21 protein-coding genes are annotated in these 18,636 nt (G+C 68.8%); 11 read left to right on the top strand and 10 right to left on the bottom strand.

What is annotated here, in order from left to right; all coding sequences use genetic code 11:
• The first annotated feature begins 84 nt into the window (after positions 1-84).
• The 5 genes from ACWGO6_RS08440 to ACWGO6_RS08420 are packed head-to-tail and all read left to right on the top strand — an operon-like array spanning position 85 to position 5,302.
• On the top strand, positions 85-1,671 hold the full coding sequence (locus ACWGO6_RS08440; RefSeq protein WP_452326436.1) for an ABC transporter substrate-binding protein: 1,587 nt from the start codon (positions 85-87) through the stop codon (positions 1,669-1,671).
• A gap of 11 nt (positions 1,672-1,682) precedes the next feature.
• Positions 1,683-2,744 carry an ABC transporter permease gene (locus ACWGO6_RS08435; protein ID WP_452326435.1) on the top strand — a complete coding sequence of 354 codons (1,062 nt, stop codon included), beginning with the start codon at positions 1,683-1,685 and terminating at the stop codon, positions 2,742-2,744.
• Positions 2,741-3,652 carry an ABC transporter permease gene (locus ACWGO6_RS08430; RefSeq protein WP_136042509.1) on the top strand — a complete coding sequence of 304 codons (912 nt, stop codon included), beginning with the start codon at positions 2,741-2,743 and terminating at the stop codon, positions 3,650-3,652. The genes ACWGO6_RS08435 and ACWGO6_RS08430 overlap by 4 nt, the downstream gene beginning before the upstream one ends.
• Positions 3,649-4,470, top strand: coding sequence for an ABC transporter ATP-binding protein (locus ACWGO6_RS08425; RefSeq protein ID WP_136042508.1), 822 nt, complete (start codon positions 3,649-3,651; stop codon positions 4,468-4,470). The genes ACWGO6_RS08430 and ACWGO6_RS08425 overlap by 4 nt, the downstream gene beginning before the upstream one ends.
• Entirely contained in the window at positions 4,463-5,302 is an 840-nt protein-coding gene (locus ACWGO6_RS08420; protein WP_136042507.1) for an ABC transporter ATP-binding protein, read from the top strand. The genes ACWGO6_RS08425 and ACWGO6_RS08420 overlap by 8 nt, the downstream gene beginning before the upstream one ends.
• A 189-nt stretch (positions 5,303-5,491) precedes the next feature.
• Here ACWGO6_RS08420 and ACWGO6_RS08415 read toward each other — a convergent pair whose 3' ends face one another.
• Complete coding sequence (locus ACWGO6_RS08415) at positions 5,492-6,196, bottom strand: hypothetical protein (protein ID WP_452326434.1); 705 nt, start codon at positions 6,194-6,196, stop codon at positions 5,492-5,494.
• A 225-nt stretch (positions 6,197-6,421) separates the two neighbouring features.
• On the opposite strand from ACWGO6_RS08415, the gene rpsF reads away from it, so the two are divergent.
• From rpsF to ACWGO6_RS08385, 6 genes are all read left to right on the top strand, one after another.
• Positions 6,422-6,790 (top strand): 30S ribosomal protein S6, encoded by a 369-nt coding sequence (gene rpsF / locus ACWGO6_RS08410; RefSeq protein WP_029264265.1) that lies wholly within the window; start codon positions 6,422-6,424, stop codon positions 6,788-6,790.
• A gap of 5 nt (positions 6,791-6,795) precedes the next feature.
• Positions 6,796-7,302 (top strand): single-stranded DNA-binding protein, encoded by a 507-nt coding sequence (locus tag ACWGO6_RS08405; RefSeq protein ID WP_136042504.1) that lies wholly within the window; start codon positions 6,796-6,798, stop codon positions 7,300-7,302.
• A 77-nt stretch (positions 7,303-7,379) separates the two neighbouring features.
• Positions 7,380-7,634, top strand: a complete 255-nt coding sequence (rpsR, locus tag ACWGO6_RS08400) for a 30S ribosomal protein S18 (protein ID WP_017829850.1) — start codon at positions 7,380-7,382, stop codon at positions 7,632-7,634.
• 11 nt (positions 7,635-7,645) lie between these two features.
• Complete coding sequence (gene rplI / locus ACWGO6_RS08395) at positions 7,646-8,098, top strand: 50S ribosomal protein L9 (RefSeq protein WP_136042503.1); 453 nt, start codon at positions 7,646-7,648, stop codon at positions 8,096-8,098.
• Positions 8,099-8,462: 364 nt separating this feature from the next.
• Positions 8,463-9,194, top strand: coding sequence for a GntR family transcriptional regulator (locus ACWGO6_RS08390; RefSeq protein WP_136042502.1), 732 nt, complete (start codon positions 8,463-8,465; stop codon positions 9,192-9,194).
• Between the two features lie 89 nt (positions 9,195-9,283).
• Positions 9,284-10,150, top strand: a complete 867-nt coding sequence (locus ACWGO6_RS08385; protein WP_452326433.1) for a DUF6414 family protein — start codon at positions 9,284-9,286, stop codon at positions 10,148-10,150.
• A 46-nt stretch (positions 10,151-10,196) separates the two neighbouring features.
• On the opposite strand, the gene kynU is transcribed toward ACWGO6_RS08385, so the two are convergent.
• Genes kynU through ACWGO6_RS08340 form a run of 9 tightly spaced genes read right to left on the bottom strand, consistent with a single transcriptional unit; the run spans position 10,197 to position 18,613 of the window.
• A complete protein-coding gene (gene kynU / locus ACWGO6_RS08380; protein ID WP_136042500.1) occupies positions 10,197-11,471 on the bottom strand; it encodes a kynureninase in 1,275 nt (424 codons plus the stop codon).
• Between the two features lie 26 nt (positions 11,472-11,497).
• Positions 11,498-12,490: an amidohydrolase family protein gene (locus ACWGO6_RS08375; RefSeq protein WP_136042499.1), complete on the bottom strand. Its 993-nt coding sequence runs from the start codon at positions 12,488-12,490 to the stop codon at positions 11,498-11,500.
• 6 nt (positions 12,491-12,496) lie between these two features.
• Positions 12,497-13,033: a 3-hydroxyanthranilate 3,4-dioxygenase gene (locus ACWGO6_RS08370; RefSeq protein ID WP_136042498.1), complete on the bottom strand. Its 537-nt coding sequence runs from the start codon at positions 13,031-13,033 to the stop codon at positions 12,497-12,499.
• Complete coding sequence (locus ACWGO6_RS08365) at positions 13,030-13,500, bottom strand: RidA family protein (RefSeq protein WP_136042497.1); 471 nt, start codon at positions 13,498-13,500, stop codon at positions 13,030-13,032. The genes ACWGO6_RS08370 and ACWGO6_RS08365 overlap by 4 nt, the downstream gene beginning before the upstream one ends.
• Positions 13,497-14,303 carry a 2-keto-4-pentenoate hydratase gene (locus ACWGO6_RS08360; protein ID WP_136042496.1) on the bottom strand — a complete coding sequence of 269 codons (807 nt, stop codon included), beginning with the start codon at positions 14,301-14,303 and terminating at the stop codon, positions 13,497-13,499. The genes ACWGO6_RS08365 and ACWGO6_RS08360 overlap by 4 nt, the downstream gene beginning before the upstream one ends.
• A complete protein-coding gene (dmpG, locus tag ACWGO6_RS08355) occupies positions 14,300-15,334 on the bottom strand; it encodes a 4-hydroxy-2-oxovalerate aldolase (protein ID WP_136042495.1) in 1,035 nt (344 codons plus the stop codon). Before dmpG ends, ACWGO6_RS08360 begins: the two co-directional genes overlap by 4 nt.
• Entirely contained in the window at positions 15,331-16,269 is a 939-nt protein-coding gene (locus tag ACWGO6_RS08350; RefSeq protein ID WP_136042494.1) for an acetaldehyde dehydrogenase (acetylating), read from the bottom strand. Before ACWGO6_RS08350 ends, dmpG begins: the two co-directional genes overlap by 4 nt.
• Positions 16,266-17,108, bottom strand: coding sequence for a 2-keto-4-pentenoate hydratase (locus ACWGO6_RS08345; RefSeq protein ID WP_205820343.1), 843 nt, complete (start codon positions 17,106-17,108; stop codon positions 16,266-16,268). Before ACWGO6_RS08345 ends, ACWGO6_RS08350 begins: the two co-directional genes overlap by 4 nt.
• Entirely contained in the window at positions 17,105-18,613 is a 1,509-nt protein-coding gene (locus ACWGO6_RS08340) for a 2-hydroxymuconic semialdehyde dehydrogenase (RefSeq protein ID WP_240745105.1), read from the bottom strand. The genes ACWGO6_RS08345 and ACWGO6_RS08340 overlap by 4 nt, the downstream gene beginning before the upstream one ends.
• Positions 18,614-18,636 lie beyond the last annotated feature (23 nt).

Here is an 18,636-nt window from a genome sequence, read left to right as displayed (position 1 = left end):
GTCGCATATGATGCGAATCTGATCCCCGGTCGTCCACATCGGTGGCGACTCACCCGAATGTACTCCTCGCCCCTGGAGGTCCTCATGTCGTCACGCCGTATCACGCCGGTCATCGCGCTCGGAGCGGTCGCGATCTTCGCGCTCGCCGGATGCTCGGGAGGGAACTCGGCCGGAAACGGCGGCGACTCCTCCGCCTCCGACTCGCTCGTCATCGACACCGCATTCTCGATCGAGACGACCGACCCGGGTCACACCTACGACCCGACCGGCAACATGATCGCGAAGGCGCTGTACGAGACGCTCGTCGACTTCGAAGGCTCCGACGTCTCCACCCCGGTCCCTGGACTCGCCTCGTGGGAGCAGAACGACGAGGCGACCGAGTTCACCTTCACGCTCGAGGGCGACCGCGTCTTCTCCGACGGTTCGCCGATCGAGGCGAAGGACGTCGTCTTCTCGCTGCAGCGCATCCAGGGCATGGCCGACGCCAAGCCGAACTTCCTGCTCGGCGGCCTCACCATCACCGAGGTCGACGACAAGACGATCCAGTTCACGTCGGAGACCCCGCTGCTGCAGCTGCCGGCGATCCTCGCGAACCCCGCGCTCGGCATCGTCAACTCCGACGTCGTGATCGAGAACGGCGGCACGACCGACGGCACCGACTCGGCGCAGAAGTTCCTCGACGGCGAGTCCGCCGGATCCGGCCCGTTCGTGCTCGACACGCTCGACCTCAGCTCGCAGGTCGTGCTGACGAAGAACGACGAGTACAACGGCGACGAGGAGTCCGACTACAAGCGCGTCGTCGTCCGCAACGTCTCGGAGAGCGCCACCCAGCTCGCCAACCTCAAGGGTGGCGACTCGATGGTCGCGATGGACCTCAACGGAGACCAGGTCGCGGGTCTCGGCGACGACGTCACGGTCGACTCGGTCCCCTCCGGGCAGACGATCTTCCTGCTGCTGAACCAGTCCGAGGCCGTCGCGGGTGAGCTGGCGAACGTCAAGATCGCCGAGGCGATCCGCTACGCGCTCGACTACGACGCGCTGCTCGAGCTCGCCGGTGCCGGCTCCGTGCAGGCGACGGGCGTCATCCCGCCCGGATTCGAGGGTGCTCTCGAGACCGGCGTCGAGCAGGATCTCGACAAGTCCAAGGCTGCGCTCGAAGAGGCCGGCTACACGGGTCAGACCCTGAAGCTGCAGTTCCCGAACGACTACCCGGTCGGCGGCGTGGAGTTCACCCCGCTCGCCGAGCGCGTGCAGGCACAGCTGGAGGATGCCGGCATCGCGGTCGAACTCGCCCCCGCGCCCTTCGCGACCGAGCTCGACGCCTACGTCAACGGCACCGAGGGCTTCGGCCTGTGGTTCTGGGGTCCGGACTACGCGGACTCGGCGAACTTCCTCCCGTTCGGTCCCGGCCTCAAGGTCGGACTCCGCTCCGGCTGGGCCGCCGAGGCCAACCCCGAGATCGCCGGAATCGCCGCCGGTGCCGCGGCAGCGACCGACCCCGAGCAGCGCACGGCCGCGTTCACCGAGTTCGCGGAGGCGATGCAGGCCGAGGGTCCGTTCGTCCCGCTGATCGTCCCGGGTCGCAACATCTCGTCGGCCGACAGCGTGAGCGGTGCGGTGTACAACTCCGTCTGGGAGATGGACATCGCCGAGATCACGCCCGCCGGCTGAACGGACATCCCATGACGACAGTGGCGGTGCAGAGGCAGGCGCAGCGGCGCCGATCGCCTCTGGTCGGATACCTGCTGAGGCGGGCGGGCACCTCCCTGCTCCTGCTGGTGGGTGTGACGATCGTGACGTTCGCGCTCACCAACCTGGTGCCGGGAGACCCGGTCTCGGCGGCGCTCGGTGAGGGCGCCTCGCAGAACCCGGCGACGCGCGAGGCGTTCATCAAGGCGAACGGCCTCGATCAGCCACTGTTCGTGCAGTACTTCATCTATATGGGGAACCTGCTGCGCGGGGACCTCGGCACGTCGCTGGTGACCGGACGCCCGGTCTCCAGCGACCTCGCCACCGCGGTGCCCGCGACCATCGAGATCGCGATCAGCGCGATCATCGTCAGCCTCGCGGTCAGCATCGTGCTCGGCACCCTCGCCGCCTACCGTCGTGGCCTCGTCACCGACCAGGTCATCCGCGTCGTCACCCTCGTCGGGCTGAGCGTGCCGACCTTCTGGCTGGCGCTCGTCAGCTTCTACGTCTTCTTCCTCGAGCTGCGCATCGCCCCGGGATCCGGGCGCATCTCGCCCTCGATCACGCCGCCGCCGCGCGTGACCGGCCTCTACACGGTCGACTACCTCCTGAACGGCGATGCCGTCGGTTTCTTCGACGCCCTCGCGCACCTCGCGCTGCCGGTCATGGTGCTCTCGCTCGTGACGATCGGGCTGCTCACCCGCTTCATCCGCACGTCGGTGCTCGAGGTGCTCGGCAGCGACTACGTGCGCGCCGCCCGCGCCAAGGGGCTTCCCGCCATGCGCGTGATCCTCGACTACGTGCTCCGCGGAGCCTCGCTGCCGATCCTCACCGTGGTGGGCGTCGCTTTCGGGGCCCTGCTCTCCGGAACGGTGCTCGTCGAGTCGGTGTTCGCCTGGCCAGGGCTCGGAACCTACGCCTACAACTCCGCCGCCAACCTCGACCTGCCCGGCATCATGGGCGTCGGTCTCGTGGTCGGCATGATCTACCTCCTCATCAACTTCATCGTCGACATCCTCTACGGCGTGCTCGACCCGAGAGTGAGGATCGCATGAGCCGCATCGCCGCAGCCACGCCGGCCGGCCGCTTCCGCTTCCGCTGGCCCCGCGCCTGGCGCACCCCGCTCGGCATCATCGGCACCGTCATCGCGGGCGCCTGGGTGATCGTGGCCTTCACCGCGCAGTGGTGGGTGCCGTATCCGCCGAACGCCCAGGTGCTGCCCCGCCTGCAAGCGCCCGGCATCGACACGCTGCTCGGCACCGACGGCAACGGCCGCGACATCTTCTCCCGCCTGATGACGGGTGCGACCGTGAGCCTCCCGCTCGCGCTCATGCTCGTGGTCGCCGCCATGATCATCGGCACGGTCATCGGCGCCGTCGCCGGGTACTTCGGCGGTTGGGTCGACGAGACCCTGATGCGCATCACCGACCTGTTCATGGCCTTCCCGACCGTGATCCTCGCGATGGTGGTCGCGGCGTCCCTCGGGCCGTCGCTGTTCAACGCGGTGATCGCGGCGATCGTGGTGTCGTGGCCGCAGTACTCGCGCGTCACTCGCAGCATCGTGCTGGGTCTGCGCGGGCAGAACTACGTGATCGCCGGACGACTGCTCGGCCACTCGCCCGCTCGCACGCTGTTCGTCGACATCCTCCCGAACATCGCAGGCCCCGTCCTGGTGCTCGCGACGCTCGACATCGGTGCGGCGATCCTGCTGCTCTCCGGCCTGTCGTTCCTCGGTCTCGGTGCACAGCCGCCGACCGCCGAGTGGGGCTCGATGATCTCGGGTGCGATGCAGAACTTCGACGCCTGGTGGCTCGGGGTCTTCCCGGGTCTCGCGATCCTGACCGTGGTGCTGGCGTTCAACTTCCTCGGCGACGCGATGCGCGACGTGCTTGACCCGACGGCCGAGATCACGCACGAGAAGGCCGCGGAACACAAGGCCTCGGCGACGGGGGTGGCGGCATGACCTCCGTGCAGGGATCCTCCGTGCTCAGCATCCGCGATCTGACCATCGACATCGGTCGCCCGCTCGTGAAGGGCGTCTCGCTCGAACTCGAGGCGGGTCGCATCCACGGTCTCGCCGGCGAATCCGGATCGGGGAAGACGCTGACCTCGCTCGCCGTGCTGGGGCTGCTGCCCCGCCAGGCGAAGACCGGCGGATCGATCCTGCTCGGCGGCGAAGAGCTCGTCGGCCTGAAGCGCCGCTCCCTCAACCGCGTGCGCGGCAAGCGCATCGCGATGGTGTTCCAGGATCCCTCGGCGTCGCTGCACCCGCAGCTGCCGGTCGGCCGCCAGCTCACCGACCACATGCGCGTGCACCTCGGGCTCAAGGGCGCCGCTGCTCGCGAGCGGGCGATCGAACTGCTCGAGACCGTGCAGGTCCCGAACCCCGCCGAGGCGCTGAAGCGCTATCCGCACCAGTTCTCGGGCGGGCAGCGGCAGCGCATCGCGATCGCGTGCGCCCTCGCGTGCGACCCCGAGGTGCTGCTGGCCGATGAGCCGACCACGGCGCTCGACGTCACGGTGCAGGCCGGCATCCTGAAACTGCTGCGCGACCTCGCGGTGGAGCGGAACCTCGCCGTGCTCCTCGTCACGCACGACCTGGGTGTGATGAGCGCGATCGCCGACAGGGTGGCCGTCATGAAGGACGGACGCGTGGTCGAGCTCGCCGATCGCGAGACGCTGTTCCTCGACCCGCAGCACGACTACACGCGGATGCTGCTCGCGGCCCTGCCGGGTTCGCGCATCGATGAGGCACCGGAAGGGCAGGCCGCAGATGAGTGAGGTCCGAGTCCTCGACGCGCAGGACGTGGTCGTGCGCTACCCCGGCAACCCGCCCGTGATCGCCGTGAACGGCGTGTCCATCAGCGTCGCCGCCGGTGAGACGGTCGCGCTCGTCGGGGAGTCGGGCAGTGGCAAGTCCAGCCTCGCCCGCGCCGTCGTCGGCATCGAGAAGATCGCCGGGGGAACGGTGCTCTTCCGCGATGAGCCCGTGGCGCCGCTCGGCATCCGTCGTCGGCCGACCGCGATGACCGGCATCCAGATGGTGTTCCAGGATCCGGCGACCTCGCTGAACCCCCGCCGCCGCGTGGGCGACCAGATCGCCGATGGCATCGCGACCGCCCGTGCGCGCGGCGCCGAGGGCTCGACCGTCGACGAGTGGCTCGAGCGCGTGGGGCTGCCGACGACGGTCAGCACCCGCTTCCCGCACCAGTTCTCGGGTGGGCAGAAGCAGCGCATCGCGATCGCCAGGGCACTGGCCGCGCGGCCATCGCTCCTCGTCGCGGACGAGCCGATCTCGGCACTCGACGCCTCCACCCAGACCAGCGTCGCGGGGCTCATGCGCGACCTGGTGGCGGAGTCGGGAGCGGGGATGCTCTTCATCTCGCATGACCTCGCCGTGGTCCGCCGCATCGCCGACCGCACGTTCGTGATGTTCGGCGGCCGTGTGCTCGAGTCCGGCCCGACGGATCAGCTCTGGGCCGCGCCGCAGCATCCGTACACCCAGGCCCTGCTGGCCGCGATCCCGGAGCCCGACGGCGCCGGCCGCATCCCCGCCGCGCCCTCGGTCGACGACCGCACCGTATGGGCCGAGATCCCGCCGGTCATGTACTGAGCGCGAGACTCGAAGGAGATATCCCGACTTGAAGGACCGGATCGGGCAGGGGCTCCTTCATAACGCGTGATCTCCTTCATTCCGTGTGACCCGGAGTCCAGTTCATTCCGTGTGACCCGGAGTCCAGCGGGATGACCGAACGCACTGCGGGCCGAGGCAGCAGCCCCGGCCCGCAGCATCCGCTCTGGATCAGAGCGGTGCGACGATGTCCTGCTTCACGTCCCACTCGGTGATCTCCATCGAGATCTCGACGGACTGGCCCTCGACCGAGGCGGTGCTGGTCATTGCGAGGTTGACGTAGTCCGCGGTGACCTCGAAGACGACGTCGACCGCGGTGCCCTGCTGCTCGATCGTGCCGGAGACGAGGTAGACCTCTTCACCCAGGCGCTCGCCGGTGCCGGTCACCGTGAATTCGCCGGTCATGGCCTCGGCTGCCGTCGTCGGGTCGAGCGACGAGATGTCGGAGGCGGCGGCGCTCAGCGCGGCGATGACCGGGTCGCTCGACTTCGGATCGGCGGGCTGCCACTCGCTCGTCGCCGACTTCACCCAGACGTCGTCGCCGATGGCGATCAGCGAACCGGCCGGAGAGGTCGACTCGAGGGCCTTCTCGGACGGGTTGAACTTGGCCGTCGACTCGATGCCCATGACGTTGGTCTTCGCTGCGTAGCCCGCCGTGCCCGACATGGCGTCGGAGATGCAGGTGCTCAGTGCCTTGCCGTCGACGGTGGCGCCGTCCTTGAGCTCAGGGCAGTCCGCGGCCTGCGCCTCGGCCTCCTGCGAAGCGCCGCTGCTGGGCTTCGATTCGGCCGGCTTGTCGGACCCGCCCGCCGAGCATCCGGTGAGCAGCACGGCGGCGGCGAGAATCACGCCGACCCCCCATTTGTTGACGCGCATGGCGTCCCCCCTCTGGTCGAGTGCCGGCGACTGTCACAGGCACGCCCTCCAGCATGCCAAGGGTGAGCTCCGACCCGTGCGGGCGACACGGAGGAATGTCCGCTAGACTGTCGAGGTTGTCTGCCTTCCGGCGTCCATTCGGGATTCCTGGGGCGGGCACGTGCACACACCCTCCTGCTCCCGGGAAAGTCCCGAGAGCCGTTCTAGTCCGAAGGAGGTGGGTAAGTGACGCACCAGTACGAACTCATGGTCATTCTGACTCCCGAGATCGACGAGCGCCAGGTCGCACCTACGCTCGACAAGTTCCTGAAGGTCATCACCAACGATGGTGGCTCGATTGACAAGGTCGACATCTGGGGTAAGCGCCGTCTGGCCTACGAGATCCAGAAGAAGAACGAAGGCATCTACGCCGTCGTCAACTTCACCGCTACCAGCGAGGCCACGCAGGAGCTCGACCGTCAGCTGAAGCTGAACGAGCAGATCATGCGCACCAAGGTCCTCCGCTCGGAAGAGGCTCAGGCGATGGTCGCTTCGGAGGCCAAGCGCTCCGAAGAGAAGGCTGCTCGCAAGGCCGCCAAGGCTGCGAAGGCCTGACGTCCATGGCCGGCGAAACCGTCATCACCGTTGTGGGAAACCTCACGGCCGACCCCGAGCTGCGCTACACGCAGAACGGGCTGCCGGTGGCGAACTTCACCATCGCTTCGACGCCTCGGAACTTCGACCGTGCCGCGAATGAGTGGAAGGACGGCGATGCGCTGTTCCTCCGTGCATCCGTCTGGCGCGAGTTCGCCGAGCACGTGGCGGGTTCGCTGACGAAGGGCATGCGCGTCATCGCGCAGGGCCGTCTGCGTCAGCGCTCCTACCAGGACCGCGAGGGCAACCAGCGCACCGCTATCGAGCTGGAGGTCGACGAGATCGGCCCCTCGCTCCGGTACGCGACCGCGCAGGTCACCCGTGCGGCCTCGACCGGCGGTGCCGGCGGCGGCGGACAGGCTCGCCCGGCGCAGCAGCAGGTGTCGGAAGAGCCGTGGTCGACCCCCGGTTCCTCGACGAGCGCAGATGCCTGGAGCACTCCCGGCAGCTTCGGCGACGACACCCCGTTCTGAACAACTTCTGGCCCTGAGCTCGGCCCCACTTGGGTCCCTGAGCTTGTCGAAGGGCCGCTCATCACTAAGGAAAAACAATGGCTGGAAAGTCGAGCGGCGACCGCCGCAAGCCGCGGAAGGGTGGCAAGCCCACCGCTCCCGCGAAGTCCATCCGGGTCGGTGTCATCGATTACAAGGATGTCGCCACCCTTCGCAAGTTCGTCTCGGAGCGCGGCAAGATCCGTGCCCGTCGTATCACCGGTGTCTCGGTGCAGGAGCAGCGTCTGATCGCCACGGCGATCAAGAACGCGCGCGAAATGGCGCTCCTGCCCTACGCTGGCGCCGGCCGGTAAGGGGTATCGAGATGGCAAAGCTGATTCTCACGAACGAGGTCGTCGGGCTGGGTAGCGCCGGCGACGTTGTCGAGGTCAAGAACGGGTACGCCCGTAACTTCCTCATCCCGCAGGGCTTCGCTACGGCGTGGACCCGCGGTGGCGAAAAGCAGGTCGCTTCGATCCAGGCCGCGCGTCAGGCACGCGCGATCCACGATCGTGACGACGCTGTCGCACTGAAGAACGCTCTCGAGGGCACGAAGGTGCGCCTCACGGTCAAGGCCGGCAAGGAGGGTCGTCTCTTCGGCTCCGTCAAGACCGACCACGTCGCGGATGCTGTCGCAGCCGCCGGCCTGGGTTCGATCGACAAGCGCAAGGTGCACATCCCGTCGCCCATCAAGGTGACCGGTGACCACGAGGCGACCGTGCGTCTGCACGAAGACGTCACCGCAGTCATCACGCTGCAGGTCGTCGCCGCCAAGTAACTCCCCGATGGGCCACTGAGCCCGTCGAAGTGCGCCCCCTGTCCTTCGGGACAGGGGGCGTTCTGTGTGTGCGCTTCGCTCTGGCGGGCCGCGCCGTGCGCCCCGTGTCGTGCCAGGTGCGAGGGTACGGATGTCGGGAGGATGCACGGATGTCGGAGGAAACGCGGCAGTTTCGCCCGACCGGTGTGCGAACTCCCGACATCCGGCACCGGAACGGGACGGGATCGGCATCGGCGCGGCAGTTTCGCCCGGCACGTGTGCGAACTCCCGACATCCGGCACTGGACACCGGGACATCGGACACGACCGAGTGGTTTTGGATCCAGAATGCAGAGTTCGGGGCGCTGATCCGATAACCTCGGCCCATGGTGCAATCAGGGAACGTGGTGTCGCCCAAGGAGCGGGCCGAGGCGCTGCAGAAGCTCGCGCAGCGGCACGGAGCCGGATACCGGTCGGTCGGGGCGATGGCGTACGACATCATCCGCGATGCGATCCTCGACGGAACGCTGCCACCGGGAATGAAGTTGCGGCAGGAGACGCTGGCCGAGTCCATCGGCATCTCCCGGCTGCCGATCCGCTCCGCCCTGATCCAGCTCGAGGCCGACGGGCTCGTGATCTTCCACGCCCGCCGCGGTGCGATGGTGCGTGCGCTCTCGGTCGAGGAGGCCACGGAGGTCTACCACCTGCGCACACTGCTCGAGAAAGAGGCACTGCGCCTGGCGATGGCCGAGATCACGCCCGAGCGGGTCGACCGCCTGCGTGAGCTCGCCAAGACGGCGGACGACATCTCCGAGGGCGGCGAGTTCGTCGAGGCGCGCACCGAGTTCTACGCGACGCTCTACGACGCCGAGTCGCGCCCGCTGATGTGGGAGATGATCGAGCAGCTGCGCCTGAAGCTGGGCCGCTATGTGCTCGGCTGGCGCCTGGTCTCGCCCGGTGCGCACGACCACTCGCACAGTGAACTCATCGACGTGGTCGCGGCCGGCGACGCGGACGAGGCGCTGCGCGTGCTCGAGTCGCACCTGAACCACGTGCGCGACGGTGTCATCGCCCTGCTCGACGCCGCGGCGACCGAGGCTGCGGGCGACAGCGCCTGAGGCGCAACGCGCGAGAGGTGGAGCTGGCGCCTATTTGCGCGAGAGGCGTCAGTTCCGCAGAGAGGAAACAAAGGCGCTAGATTCGAGCGATGAGCGGATACAGGCGGCCCAAGGTTCAGCTTCACAAGGAGTTTCTGTATTTGAACCATGAGACGATCATCAATAGTCTGTCTGCTTTCGAGGCGGGGAAAGTCGATGAGATCCTCGAGAAGGTCAGCGAAGCTCGGGAGGGCGGGCTCGGAGGTACGGTCGGTTACGGTCCAGTAAAGGCCAACGCGTCGAAGAAAAAGGCTTCGAACGTTGAAGAAGAACTTACTCGCTCGCGTACCAACTTTTCTGCCTTCGAGGCCTGGAGCCACCACCTCACCGAAGCAAGCGCTTTCGGCGAGCTGGACGCATGGGACGTCGGTACTCGCAACGAGATCGCCGTGGGAGACACGATCCGGTTCAAAGCCGTTGTGAGCCTTTCGCCCGTCCAACAGCTGTTCCTGACGTTTATTGACTACGCCAACCAGGCGGCCGATCAGAATTCGATCTTCAAGCAGCCCGCCGCTCAGCTGGCCGAGACCAAGAAGCAAGCGAGGATGATGGCGGGCTGGATGAGGGGGCGAGGCGAGGGCAAGAGCATCATGGTGTCTATACAGCCTCTAGGGGTTCCTGCGCCGCGAGTCTCTGCGCGGTTGGACGAGGACTATATCGTCAGCGGCACTCAATCTGTAGAGGGGGAGTTCACCGTTATTGCTCAAGTAGAGTCACTAATCAACGAAGGCGAGGCGATCCCGGCAATTCGTGTGCTCCGAGAGACGCCCCCGACTTCTAAGGAAACGGACGTTATTACCGAAGCGCTGGCGGGCTTCATTGAGCCAGCTGCTGCGCTCGGTGTTGAACTCACCATGGACGACATTACGTTGCGGTATCCCGGAGTAGTGCTGCATCCAATCGCGATCTATCGGTGAAACAGGGCGACGGACCTCTCCTGACCCGCACTTCAGTTGACGGTGTTCAGGTGACGGTGCCGCGGCGGGCGAACCGCGGTTCGCGCCAGACCTCGGTGCGCAGCACATCCTCCAGCACATCGACCGCATCCCACACGTCGGCATACGAGGTGTAGAGCGGCGTGAAGCCGAAGCGGATGAGGTCGGGCGCCCGGAAATCGCCGATGACCCCGCGCTCGATCAGGGCCTGCATCACCGCGTAGCCGTCTTCGTGGCGGAGCGAAACCTGGCTGCCGCGGCGGCTGGACTCCCGAGGAGTGACCGGCTCGATGCCCCAGTGCGGGGTCAGCCGCGTGTCGACGAGGGACATGAAGAGCTCGGTCAGCCGGAGGCTCTTCTCCCGGACGAGCTCCATGTCGACGTCGTCCCAGATGTCGAGGCTGGCTTCGAGCCCGGCGACCGACAGTAGCTGCGGCGTGCCGACGCGGAAGCGCTCGATGCCCGCGGCGGGGGCGTACTCCACGGTGAAGTCGAACGGGCGGACGTGGCCGTGCCAGCCGGTGAGCGCCGGGCGGGCGGCATCGTGGTGGCGGGTGGCCGCCCAGATGAACGACGGCGAGCCGGGACCGCCGTTGAGGTATTTGTAGGTGCAGCCGACCGCGAAGTCGGCATCCGCTCCGTTCAGGTCGATCGGGACCGCACCGGCGCTGTGGCACAGGTCCCAGACCACCAGCGCACCGGCGGCGTGCACCTTGCGCGTGACCTCGGCCATGTCGTGCATCCGTCCGGTGCGGTAGTCGACCTGGGTGAGCACGACGACCGCGACGTGATCGTCGAGCACGTCGTCGAGGGTGGGGCCGTCGTCCGAGATGAGGCGGCGCTCCAGGGGCGTTCCGCCGCCGAGCAGCTCCTGCACGGCCTCCAGCATGTAGAGGTCGGTGGGGAAGTTGCCGCGCTCCGCGACGATCACGCGTCGGCCCGGTCGCAGACGGACAGCGGCGACCGCTGCCTGGAACAGGCTCGCCGAGGTCGAGTCGCCGAGCACGACCTCCCCGGCATCCGCCCCGATCAGCGGCGCGATGCGGTCGCCGACCGTGCGCGGCTTCGCGAACCACCCGGCGTCGTTCCAACTGCGGATGAGCCCCGTGCCCCACTCCTCGGTGATGACGCGCTGCAGGTGCGCGGCCGTGTGACGCGGCAGCACACCGAGCGAGTTGCCGTCGAGGTAGATGACGCCCTCCGGCAGCACGAAGCGGTCGCGCATCGGGGCCAGCGGGTCGGTCTCGTCGAGGGCTGCGCAGGTCGCACGGTCGATGGCGGGGCGGGTGGAGGTGGTGCTCATGAGTGTCCGTTCGGGGTCGGGCGGGGTCAGCGCCCCAGGAAGCGCAGGGCGTTGTCCCGGCGGATGGCGCTCTTCTGCGCCTCGTCGAGGAAGTCGGCGCGGTCGACGACGCTGCCGACGGGCCGCTCGCCCAGCGGGTAGGGATAGTCGCTTCCGACCATCACCTGCGAGGTGCCGAGTGTCTCGACCAGCACCCGCAGCGCGACCGGGTCGAACACGACGCTGTCGACGCTGAACCGGTCGAGGTAGGCCGACGGCGGGCGCTCGCTCACGCCGATGAGGTCGGGTCGCTGCAGCCAGGCGTTCTCGAACCGGCCCAGCCAGAAGGCGAAGGATCCGCCGCCGTGCGCGAACGCCAGGCGCAGCGACGGCGGCACGCGGTCGAAGACACCACCCAGGATGAGGGCGATGATCGACAGGTGCGTCTCGGCGGGCATGCCGGTGAGCCAGCGGGCCATCCACCGGTCGAGCCGCGGCGAGCCCGCCATATCCCACGGATGCACGAAGACGGGGATGCCGCGATCGGCGCAGTGCTGCAGGAACGTCACGGTGCCCTCGTCGTCGAGATCCCGGTCGCCGACGTGGTTGCCGATCTCGACACCCGCATGGCCGGAGGCGATGGCGCGGTCGGCCTCGGCGCACGCCGCATCCGGATCCTGCAGCGGCACCTGCGCGAACGGGATCAGCCGATCGGGTGCGGGAGCGCAGATCTCCAGGGCCAGGTCGTTGAAGATGCGCGCGACCTTGACCGCCTCGTCACCCGACTTGTCGTAGGAGAAGAACACGGGCGTGGGGGAGACGACCTGCATCTCGACGCCGTCGGCATCCATGTCGGCCAGGCGCACCTCGGCATCCCAGCAGTCGTCGCCGATGCGTCGGAACTCGGTCTCGCCGAGCATGATCATCGCCTCGCGCTCGGAGTCCACGCGGAGCGTCGGCCAGAGACCCGGCCCGACCTGCGTGTACAGGTCGGGCCAGGAACTCGGCACGAAGTGGGTGTGGACGTCGATCGTGCCCAAGGGGCTTCAGCCCTTGCCGGGATGGACGGCGCCGCACTCCGGGCAGGTGCGCCCCTCTTCGCTCTCGTAGAAGTCGCGGAACACCGGCGGCAGGTCCTCGACGATGTCACGCACCTGCAGCTCGACCTCGTGCACCTTGGCGTTGCAGTTCGGGCAGAACCAGGCGAACTTCTCGAGCGTGCCCTCTTCGCGGATGCGCTCGATCACGATGCCGATGGAACCCTCTTCGGGGCGCTGCGGCGAGTGGAACACGTTGCCGGGCAGCAGCCACATCTCGCCCTCGCGGATGTCGATGCGCCGCAGGCCCTCGGGCGTCTGGATGTTCACGTGCATGTTGCCGCGGTACTGGTAGAACCACTCCTCGTACGGGTCGAAGTGGAAGTCGGTGCGCTGGTTCGGGCCGCCGACGACCTGCACGATGAAGTCGCCCATCGGCGTCCAGGCGGCCTTGTTGTTGACCGGCGGCTTCAGGAGGTGCTCGTTCTCCTTGATCCACGCGGGGAAATCGATCACGGGTGGGATGACGGGTGTGGTGGTGCTCATTTCTCCTCCTCGAGAGTGGCAGCGGTGTTGTGGTCGGTGGTGGTTACGGGTTCGGGGCGTCGAGCGATCGCCTGGATCTCGATGCGCAGGTGCGGATGGGGCAGGGCGTGCACGGCGACCGTGGTGCGGGCCGGGCCCTGCTCGTCGAAGTACTCGGCCCAGACGGCGTTGTACTCAGCGAAATCGTTCATGTCGACGAGGAAGCTCGTCGCCTGCACGAGGTCGTCGAGCGTGCAGCCGGCGGCGGCCAGCACCTCGCGGATGTTCTCGATGACCGCGCGGGTCTGCACGGCGACATCGAGGCGGGTGGCCCCGAACTCGTCGGCCTCGGCGCCGGCGATGGTGTTGTCGGGGCGCCTGCTCGAGGTTCCGGAGACGAAGACCAGGTCGCCGGAGACCTTGACGTGCGGGAAACGACCTCGCGGGGTTGCCTTGCCCTCGACGAGGATGCCGCCTGATCCGGTCATTGTGATCCCTCCTGCGCGAGGCTGTGAGCCCCGTCGTGCGTACGGATGCCGACGCGGCCGAGCCCTGTGATGGTCGCCTCGACGACGCCATGGTCAGGCAGGGGGATGGCGGCGGTCGCGGCGCCGGCGAGCAGCACCGTGCCGGCGCGGAGCGTGAATCCGTGGCGGGCGGCGAGGCGTTCAGCCGCGGCGATGGCGCGGGCCGGGTTGCCGAGGATGGCGGCCGTGGAACCCGTTGCGCTGACCCTGCCGTCGACCTCGAGCCGCACGGCCCTGTTGTCGAGGGCACCGGCCTGGGCCAACGGAATCCACGGGCCGATGACGTACGCGGCGGCCGAGGTGTTGTCGGCCACGACGTCGGCGAGGCTGAAGCGGAAGTCGCGGTACCGCGAGTCGATGATCTCCAGCGCGGGAGCGACCGCGGCGACGACGTCCGCCAGCGGACGACCGGCCTCGGACCCGTCGATGTCGGCCGCCAGAAGGTAGGCGACCTCGGGCTCGATGCGCGGGTGGATGGCGGAGCGGCGGTCGAACTCCGCTCCGTCGTCGAGGCGCATGGCATCGGTGAGGGTGCCCATGATCACGTCGTGCACGCCCATCTGCTGCGCCTTCGCCTGGCTCGTGAAGCCGAGCTTGAGACCCGTGATGCGCTCGCCGCGGGCGAGTCGGCGGGCGATCAGAGCGTGCTGCGTGGCGTAGGCGGTGTCGAGGCCGACGTCTTCGGTCGAGGAGAGCTGGCTGATCGGGCTCGCGGTGCGCTGCGCGGTGTCGAGCGCGGCGGCGAACACGGCATCCGCGGTCATGAGGTCACCCCCGAGCGGGCGGCGACGAGGTCGAGGGCCACGTCGACGATCATGTCTTCCTGGCCGCCCACCATCCGGCGGCGACCGAGCTCCACGAGGATGTCGCGGGCGTCGAGACCGTGCTTGTCGGCCGCCCGCTCGGCGTGCAGCAGGAAGCTCGAGTACACCCCTGCGTAGCCGAGCGTGAGGGTCTCGCGGTCGACGCGGACGGGACGGCGCTGCAGCGGACGCACGAGCTCTTCCGCCGCATCCTGCAGCGCGAACAGGTCGCAGCCGTGCTCCCAGCCGAGCAGGTCGGCCACCGCGATGAACGCCTCGATCGGGCAGTTGCCCGCCCCGGCGCCCTGTCCTGCGAGCGAGGCGTCGACCCGGTACACGCCGTGCTCGACCGCCGTGACGCTGTTGGCCACGCTCAAGGAGAGGTTCTCGTGCGCGTGGATGCCGATCTGCGTGCCCGGATCGAGCACGTCGCGGTAGGCGTCGACGCGGTCGGCGACGTCGCGCATGGTGAGGCGCCCGCCCGAGTCGGTGACGTACACGCAGTGCGCGCCGGCCGCCTCCATGATCTTCGCCTGTTCGGCCAGGCCCCGCGGGTCGTTGAGGTGGCTCATCATCAGGAAGCCGGAGACGTCCATGCCGTGCTCGCGCGCCCAGGTGATGTGCTGGATCGCGACGTCGGCCTCGGTGCAGTGCGTCGCGACCCGGACGCTCGCGACACCGAGGTCACGGGCACGGGCGAGGTCGTCGATCGTGCCGATGCCGGGCAGGATCAGGGTGGTCAGGACGGCGCGGTCCAGCACCTCGGCCGCCGCCTCGATCCACTGCCAGTCTGTGTGCGCGCCCTGGCCGTAGGCGACGCTGGACCCGCCGAGGCCGTCGCCGTGCGCGACCTCGATGGCATCGACCCCCGCGGTTTCGAGAGCTCGGGCGATGTCACGCACCTGTTCGGTCGTGTAGCCGTGGCCGATGGCGTGCATGCCGTCGCGGAGGGTGACGTCTTGCACGTACACACGGGGAGATGAGGCGGTCATGCGGGAACCCCTGTCCGTTCGGCGACGAGTCGCTCGGCCGTGCGCAGGGCGGCCGAGGTCATGATGTCGAGATTGCCCGCGTACTCCGGAAGATAGTGCCCGGCGCCGGCCACCTCCAGCAGCACGCTCACGCGCGTGCCGCGGAACGGCCGGTCGAGCGCGGGCACGTAGGCCTCGTCGACCGCATCGAACTGCACCTGCTGCTTGAGTCGGTAGCCGCCGACGTAGGCCTGCACTGCGGCGACCATATCGGCGACCGAGGCGCTGACGGCCTCCCGATCCAGTGCGTCCGGGTCGCCCTCGACCAGGCAGAAGACAGTGTCGCGCATGATGAGCGGCGGGTCGGCGGGGTTGAGCACGATGATCGCCTTGCCGTGGTCGGCGCCGCCGATCACCTCCAACGCGCGGGCCGTCGTCTCGGTGAACTCGTCGATGTTCGCGCGCGTGCCGGGGCCGGCGGACTTCGAGGCGATCGACGCGACGATCTCGGCGTATGCCACCGGGGCGACGCGCGACACCGCGGCCACCATCGGCACCGTGGCCTGGCCACCGCACGTCACCATGTTCACGTTCGTCGCACCGAGGTGCGCCTCGAGGTTCACGACCGGCACGACGTAGGGGCCGATGGCCGCGGGGGTCAGGTCGACCATCACTCGACCGGCGTTGCGCACGAGCGCGTCGTTGCGGGCGTGGGCGCCGGCCGAGGTCGCGTCGAACACCAGCTCGACATCGGCGAACTCGGGCATCGCGATGAGTCCGTCCACGCCCTCGTGAGTGGTGGCGACACCGAGCCGGCGTGCACGGGCGAGCCCGTCGGACTGCTCGTCGATGCCGGCCATCGCGACCACATGCAGCGTGGTCGAGAGCCGCTTGACCTTGATGAGCAGGTCGGTGCCGATGTTGCCCGAGCCGATGATGGCGATGCCGACGGTCATGCCGCAGCCCCTTCCGATGACGTGCTCGATGCTGTTCCGGATGCCGCACCGAAGAAGTCGGCACGCACCTCGCCGAGCCCGTCGAGTCGGGCGCGGTACACCCCGGCGGCCGCATCGACCATGGGGCCGAGCGCGCCGGAGAGGATGACCTCGCCCGCGCGCAGGGGTTCTCCGCGTCGGGCGACCTCGCGTGCCAGCCAGGCCACCGCGATCACCGGGCTCCCGAGGCACGCGGCCCCTGATCCCGTCGAGACCGGGTGGCCCTCGCGGTCGAGGGTCATGCCGAGCGCGGTCAGGTCGAACCCGTCGAGGCGGCAGGGCGTGGTGCCGAGCACGACCGCTCCGCTGGAGGCGTTGTCGGCGATGGTGTCGGTGATGCGGATGTCCCACCCGGCCACGCGGCAGTCGACGACCTCGATCGCCGGCAGCACGAACTCGGTGGCCCGGATCACATCGGCGACATGGGTGGTGGGGGAGTCGAGGTCGCGGCCGAGCACGAAGGCGACCTCGGCCTCGGCGCGTGGCTGCAGGAAGCGCGCGAGGTCGATCGGCTCACGGTCGGCGAACATCATGTCGTCGAGCAGCACGCCGTAGTCGGGGCTGTCGACACCGAGCTGCGTCTGCACGGCGGGCGAGGTGAGGCCGATCTTGCGGCCGACGACCCGGCGGCCCCCTTCGAGGCGCCGGGCGATGCCGAGCGACTGCACCGCGTACGCGGCATCTTGATCCGTCTCGCCGAGGAGGTCGCGCACCGGGGTGCACGGGCGCCCGGATTCGGCCGCGCGCCGCAGCCGCTCGTCCGCCGCACGGACAGCATCCGAATCGTGGATGCCGGTCACAGCTGCACGCACACGTTCGTCGGCTCGGTGTAGAACTCGAGCGAGTGGTGCCCGCCCTCGCGGCCGATGCCGGAGAGGCCGACGCCGCCGAAGGGGCTGCGCAGGTCGCGCAGATACCAGGTGTTGACCCACGACATACCCGTGCGCATCTGCTGCGCCACGCGGTGTCCGCGGGTGAGGTCGGTGGTCCAGGTGACGGCGGCGAGGCCGTAGTCGGTGTCGTTCGCCAGCGCGATCGCCTCCTCCTCGGTGTCGAAGGGGATGAGAGCGGCGACCGGACCGAACACCTCTTCACGCACGGTGCGGTGGCTGTTGTCGAGGCCCGTCCACAGGGTCGGCTCGATCCACGATCCGCCGTCGAGTCCGTCGCCGAGGGTCGGGATGCCACCGCCGGCGAGCACGGTCGCGCCCTCGGCGACGGCGAGGTCGAAGTAGGAGCGCACCTTGTCGCGGTGCGCCTGCGAGATGAGGGGGCCGGTGGTCGTGGCCGGATCCTCGGGGCGACCCAGACGCAGGCGGGAGGCGTGCTCGGCGAGGCCGGCCGCGACATCGTCGAAGACCGCACGCTGCACATAGATGCGCTCGGTGCACAGGCACACCTGGCCGGTGTTGAGGTAGGTGGAGCGGGCGAGACCGGCGACGGCGGCGTCGAGGTCGGCATCCGCGAACACGAGAGCGGCGTTCTTGCCGCCGAGCTCGAACGAGACGGGGCGCACGCGGGGCGAGACCGCCCGCATGATGGCGGATCCGGTGGACGATTCTCCGGTGAAGGTGACGCCGTCGATGCCCGGGTGCTTCGTGAGCGCCTCGCCCGCGGAGTCGGCACCGAAACCGTGCACGACGTTGACGACCCCGGCGGGGACGCCGGCGTCGACGAGGATCTCGGCCAGCAGGGTGGCCGACGACGGCGTCTCCTCCGAGGGCTTGATCACGACCGTGTTGCCGGTGGCGAGAGCCGGGGCGAGCTTCCACGTGAGCAGCAGCAGCGGGAGGTTCCACGGCACGATCACGGCGACGACCCCGAGCGGCTTGCGCACCGCGTAGTTCAGGGCGCGACGCCCGTCCGGCAGCTCGGTCAGGAAGGAGTCGAGTCCGGCCGACGAGACCGTGTCGGCGAAGGAGCGGAAGTTGGCGGCGGCCCGCGCCACATCGAGGTCGCGGGCGAGGGCTTCGGGCTTGCCCGTGTCGCCGACCTCTGCCGCGACGAGCTCTTCGGCGCGGCGGTCGATCGCATCGGCCACCCCGCGCAGCAGACGGGCGCGCTCGGCCACCGTCATCCGCCCCCAGGGTCCGTCGAACGCCGCCCGGGCAGCGGCCACGGCGCGGTCGACCTGCTCGGTGCCGGCCTCGTGCACCTCGGCGATGATCGAGCCGTCGACCGGGCTGATCTTCTGGAAGGTGGCGACGCCCTCCACGCGCTCGCCGGCGATCATGTTGTGGATCGCGCGCGGCGCCCGTCCCGCCTCGGCGGCACGGAGGGGAGGCGTCATCGTCTCGGAAGGCATGGGCTCAGGCTAGGAAGGTTCGA

This window comes from Microbacterium sp. NPDC055665, assembly GCF_053618035.1.
Note: the sequence above shows the minus strand (reverse complement) of the source record. Positions and strands in the feature narration are given on the sequence as shown.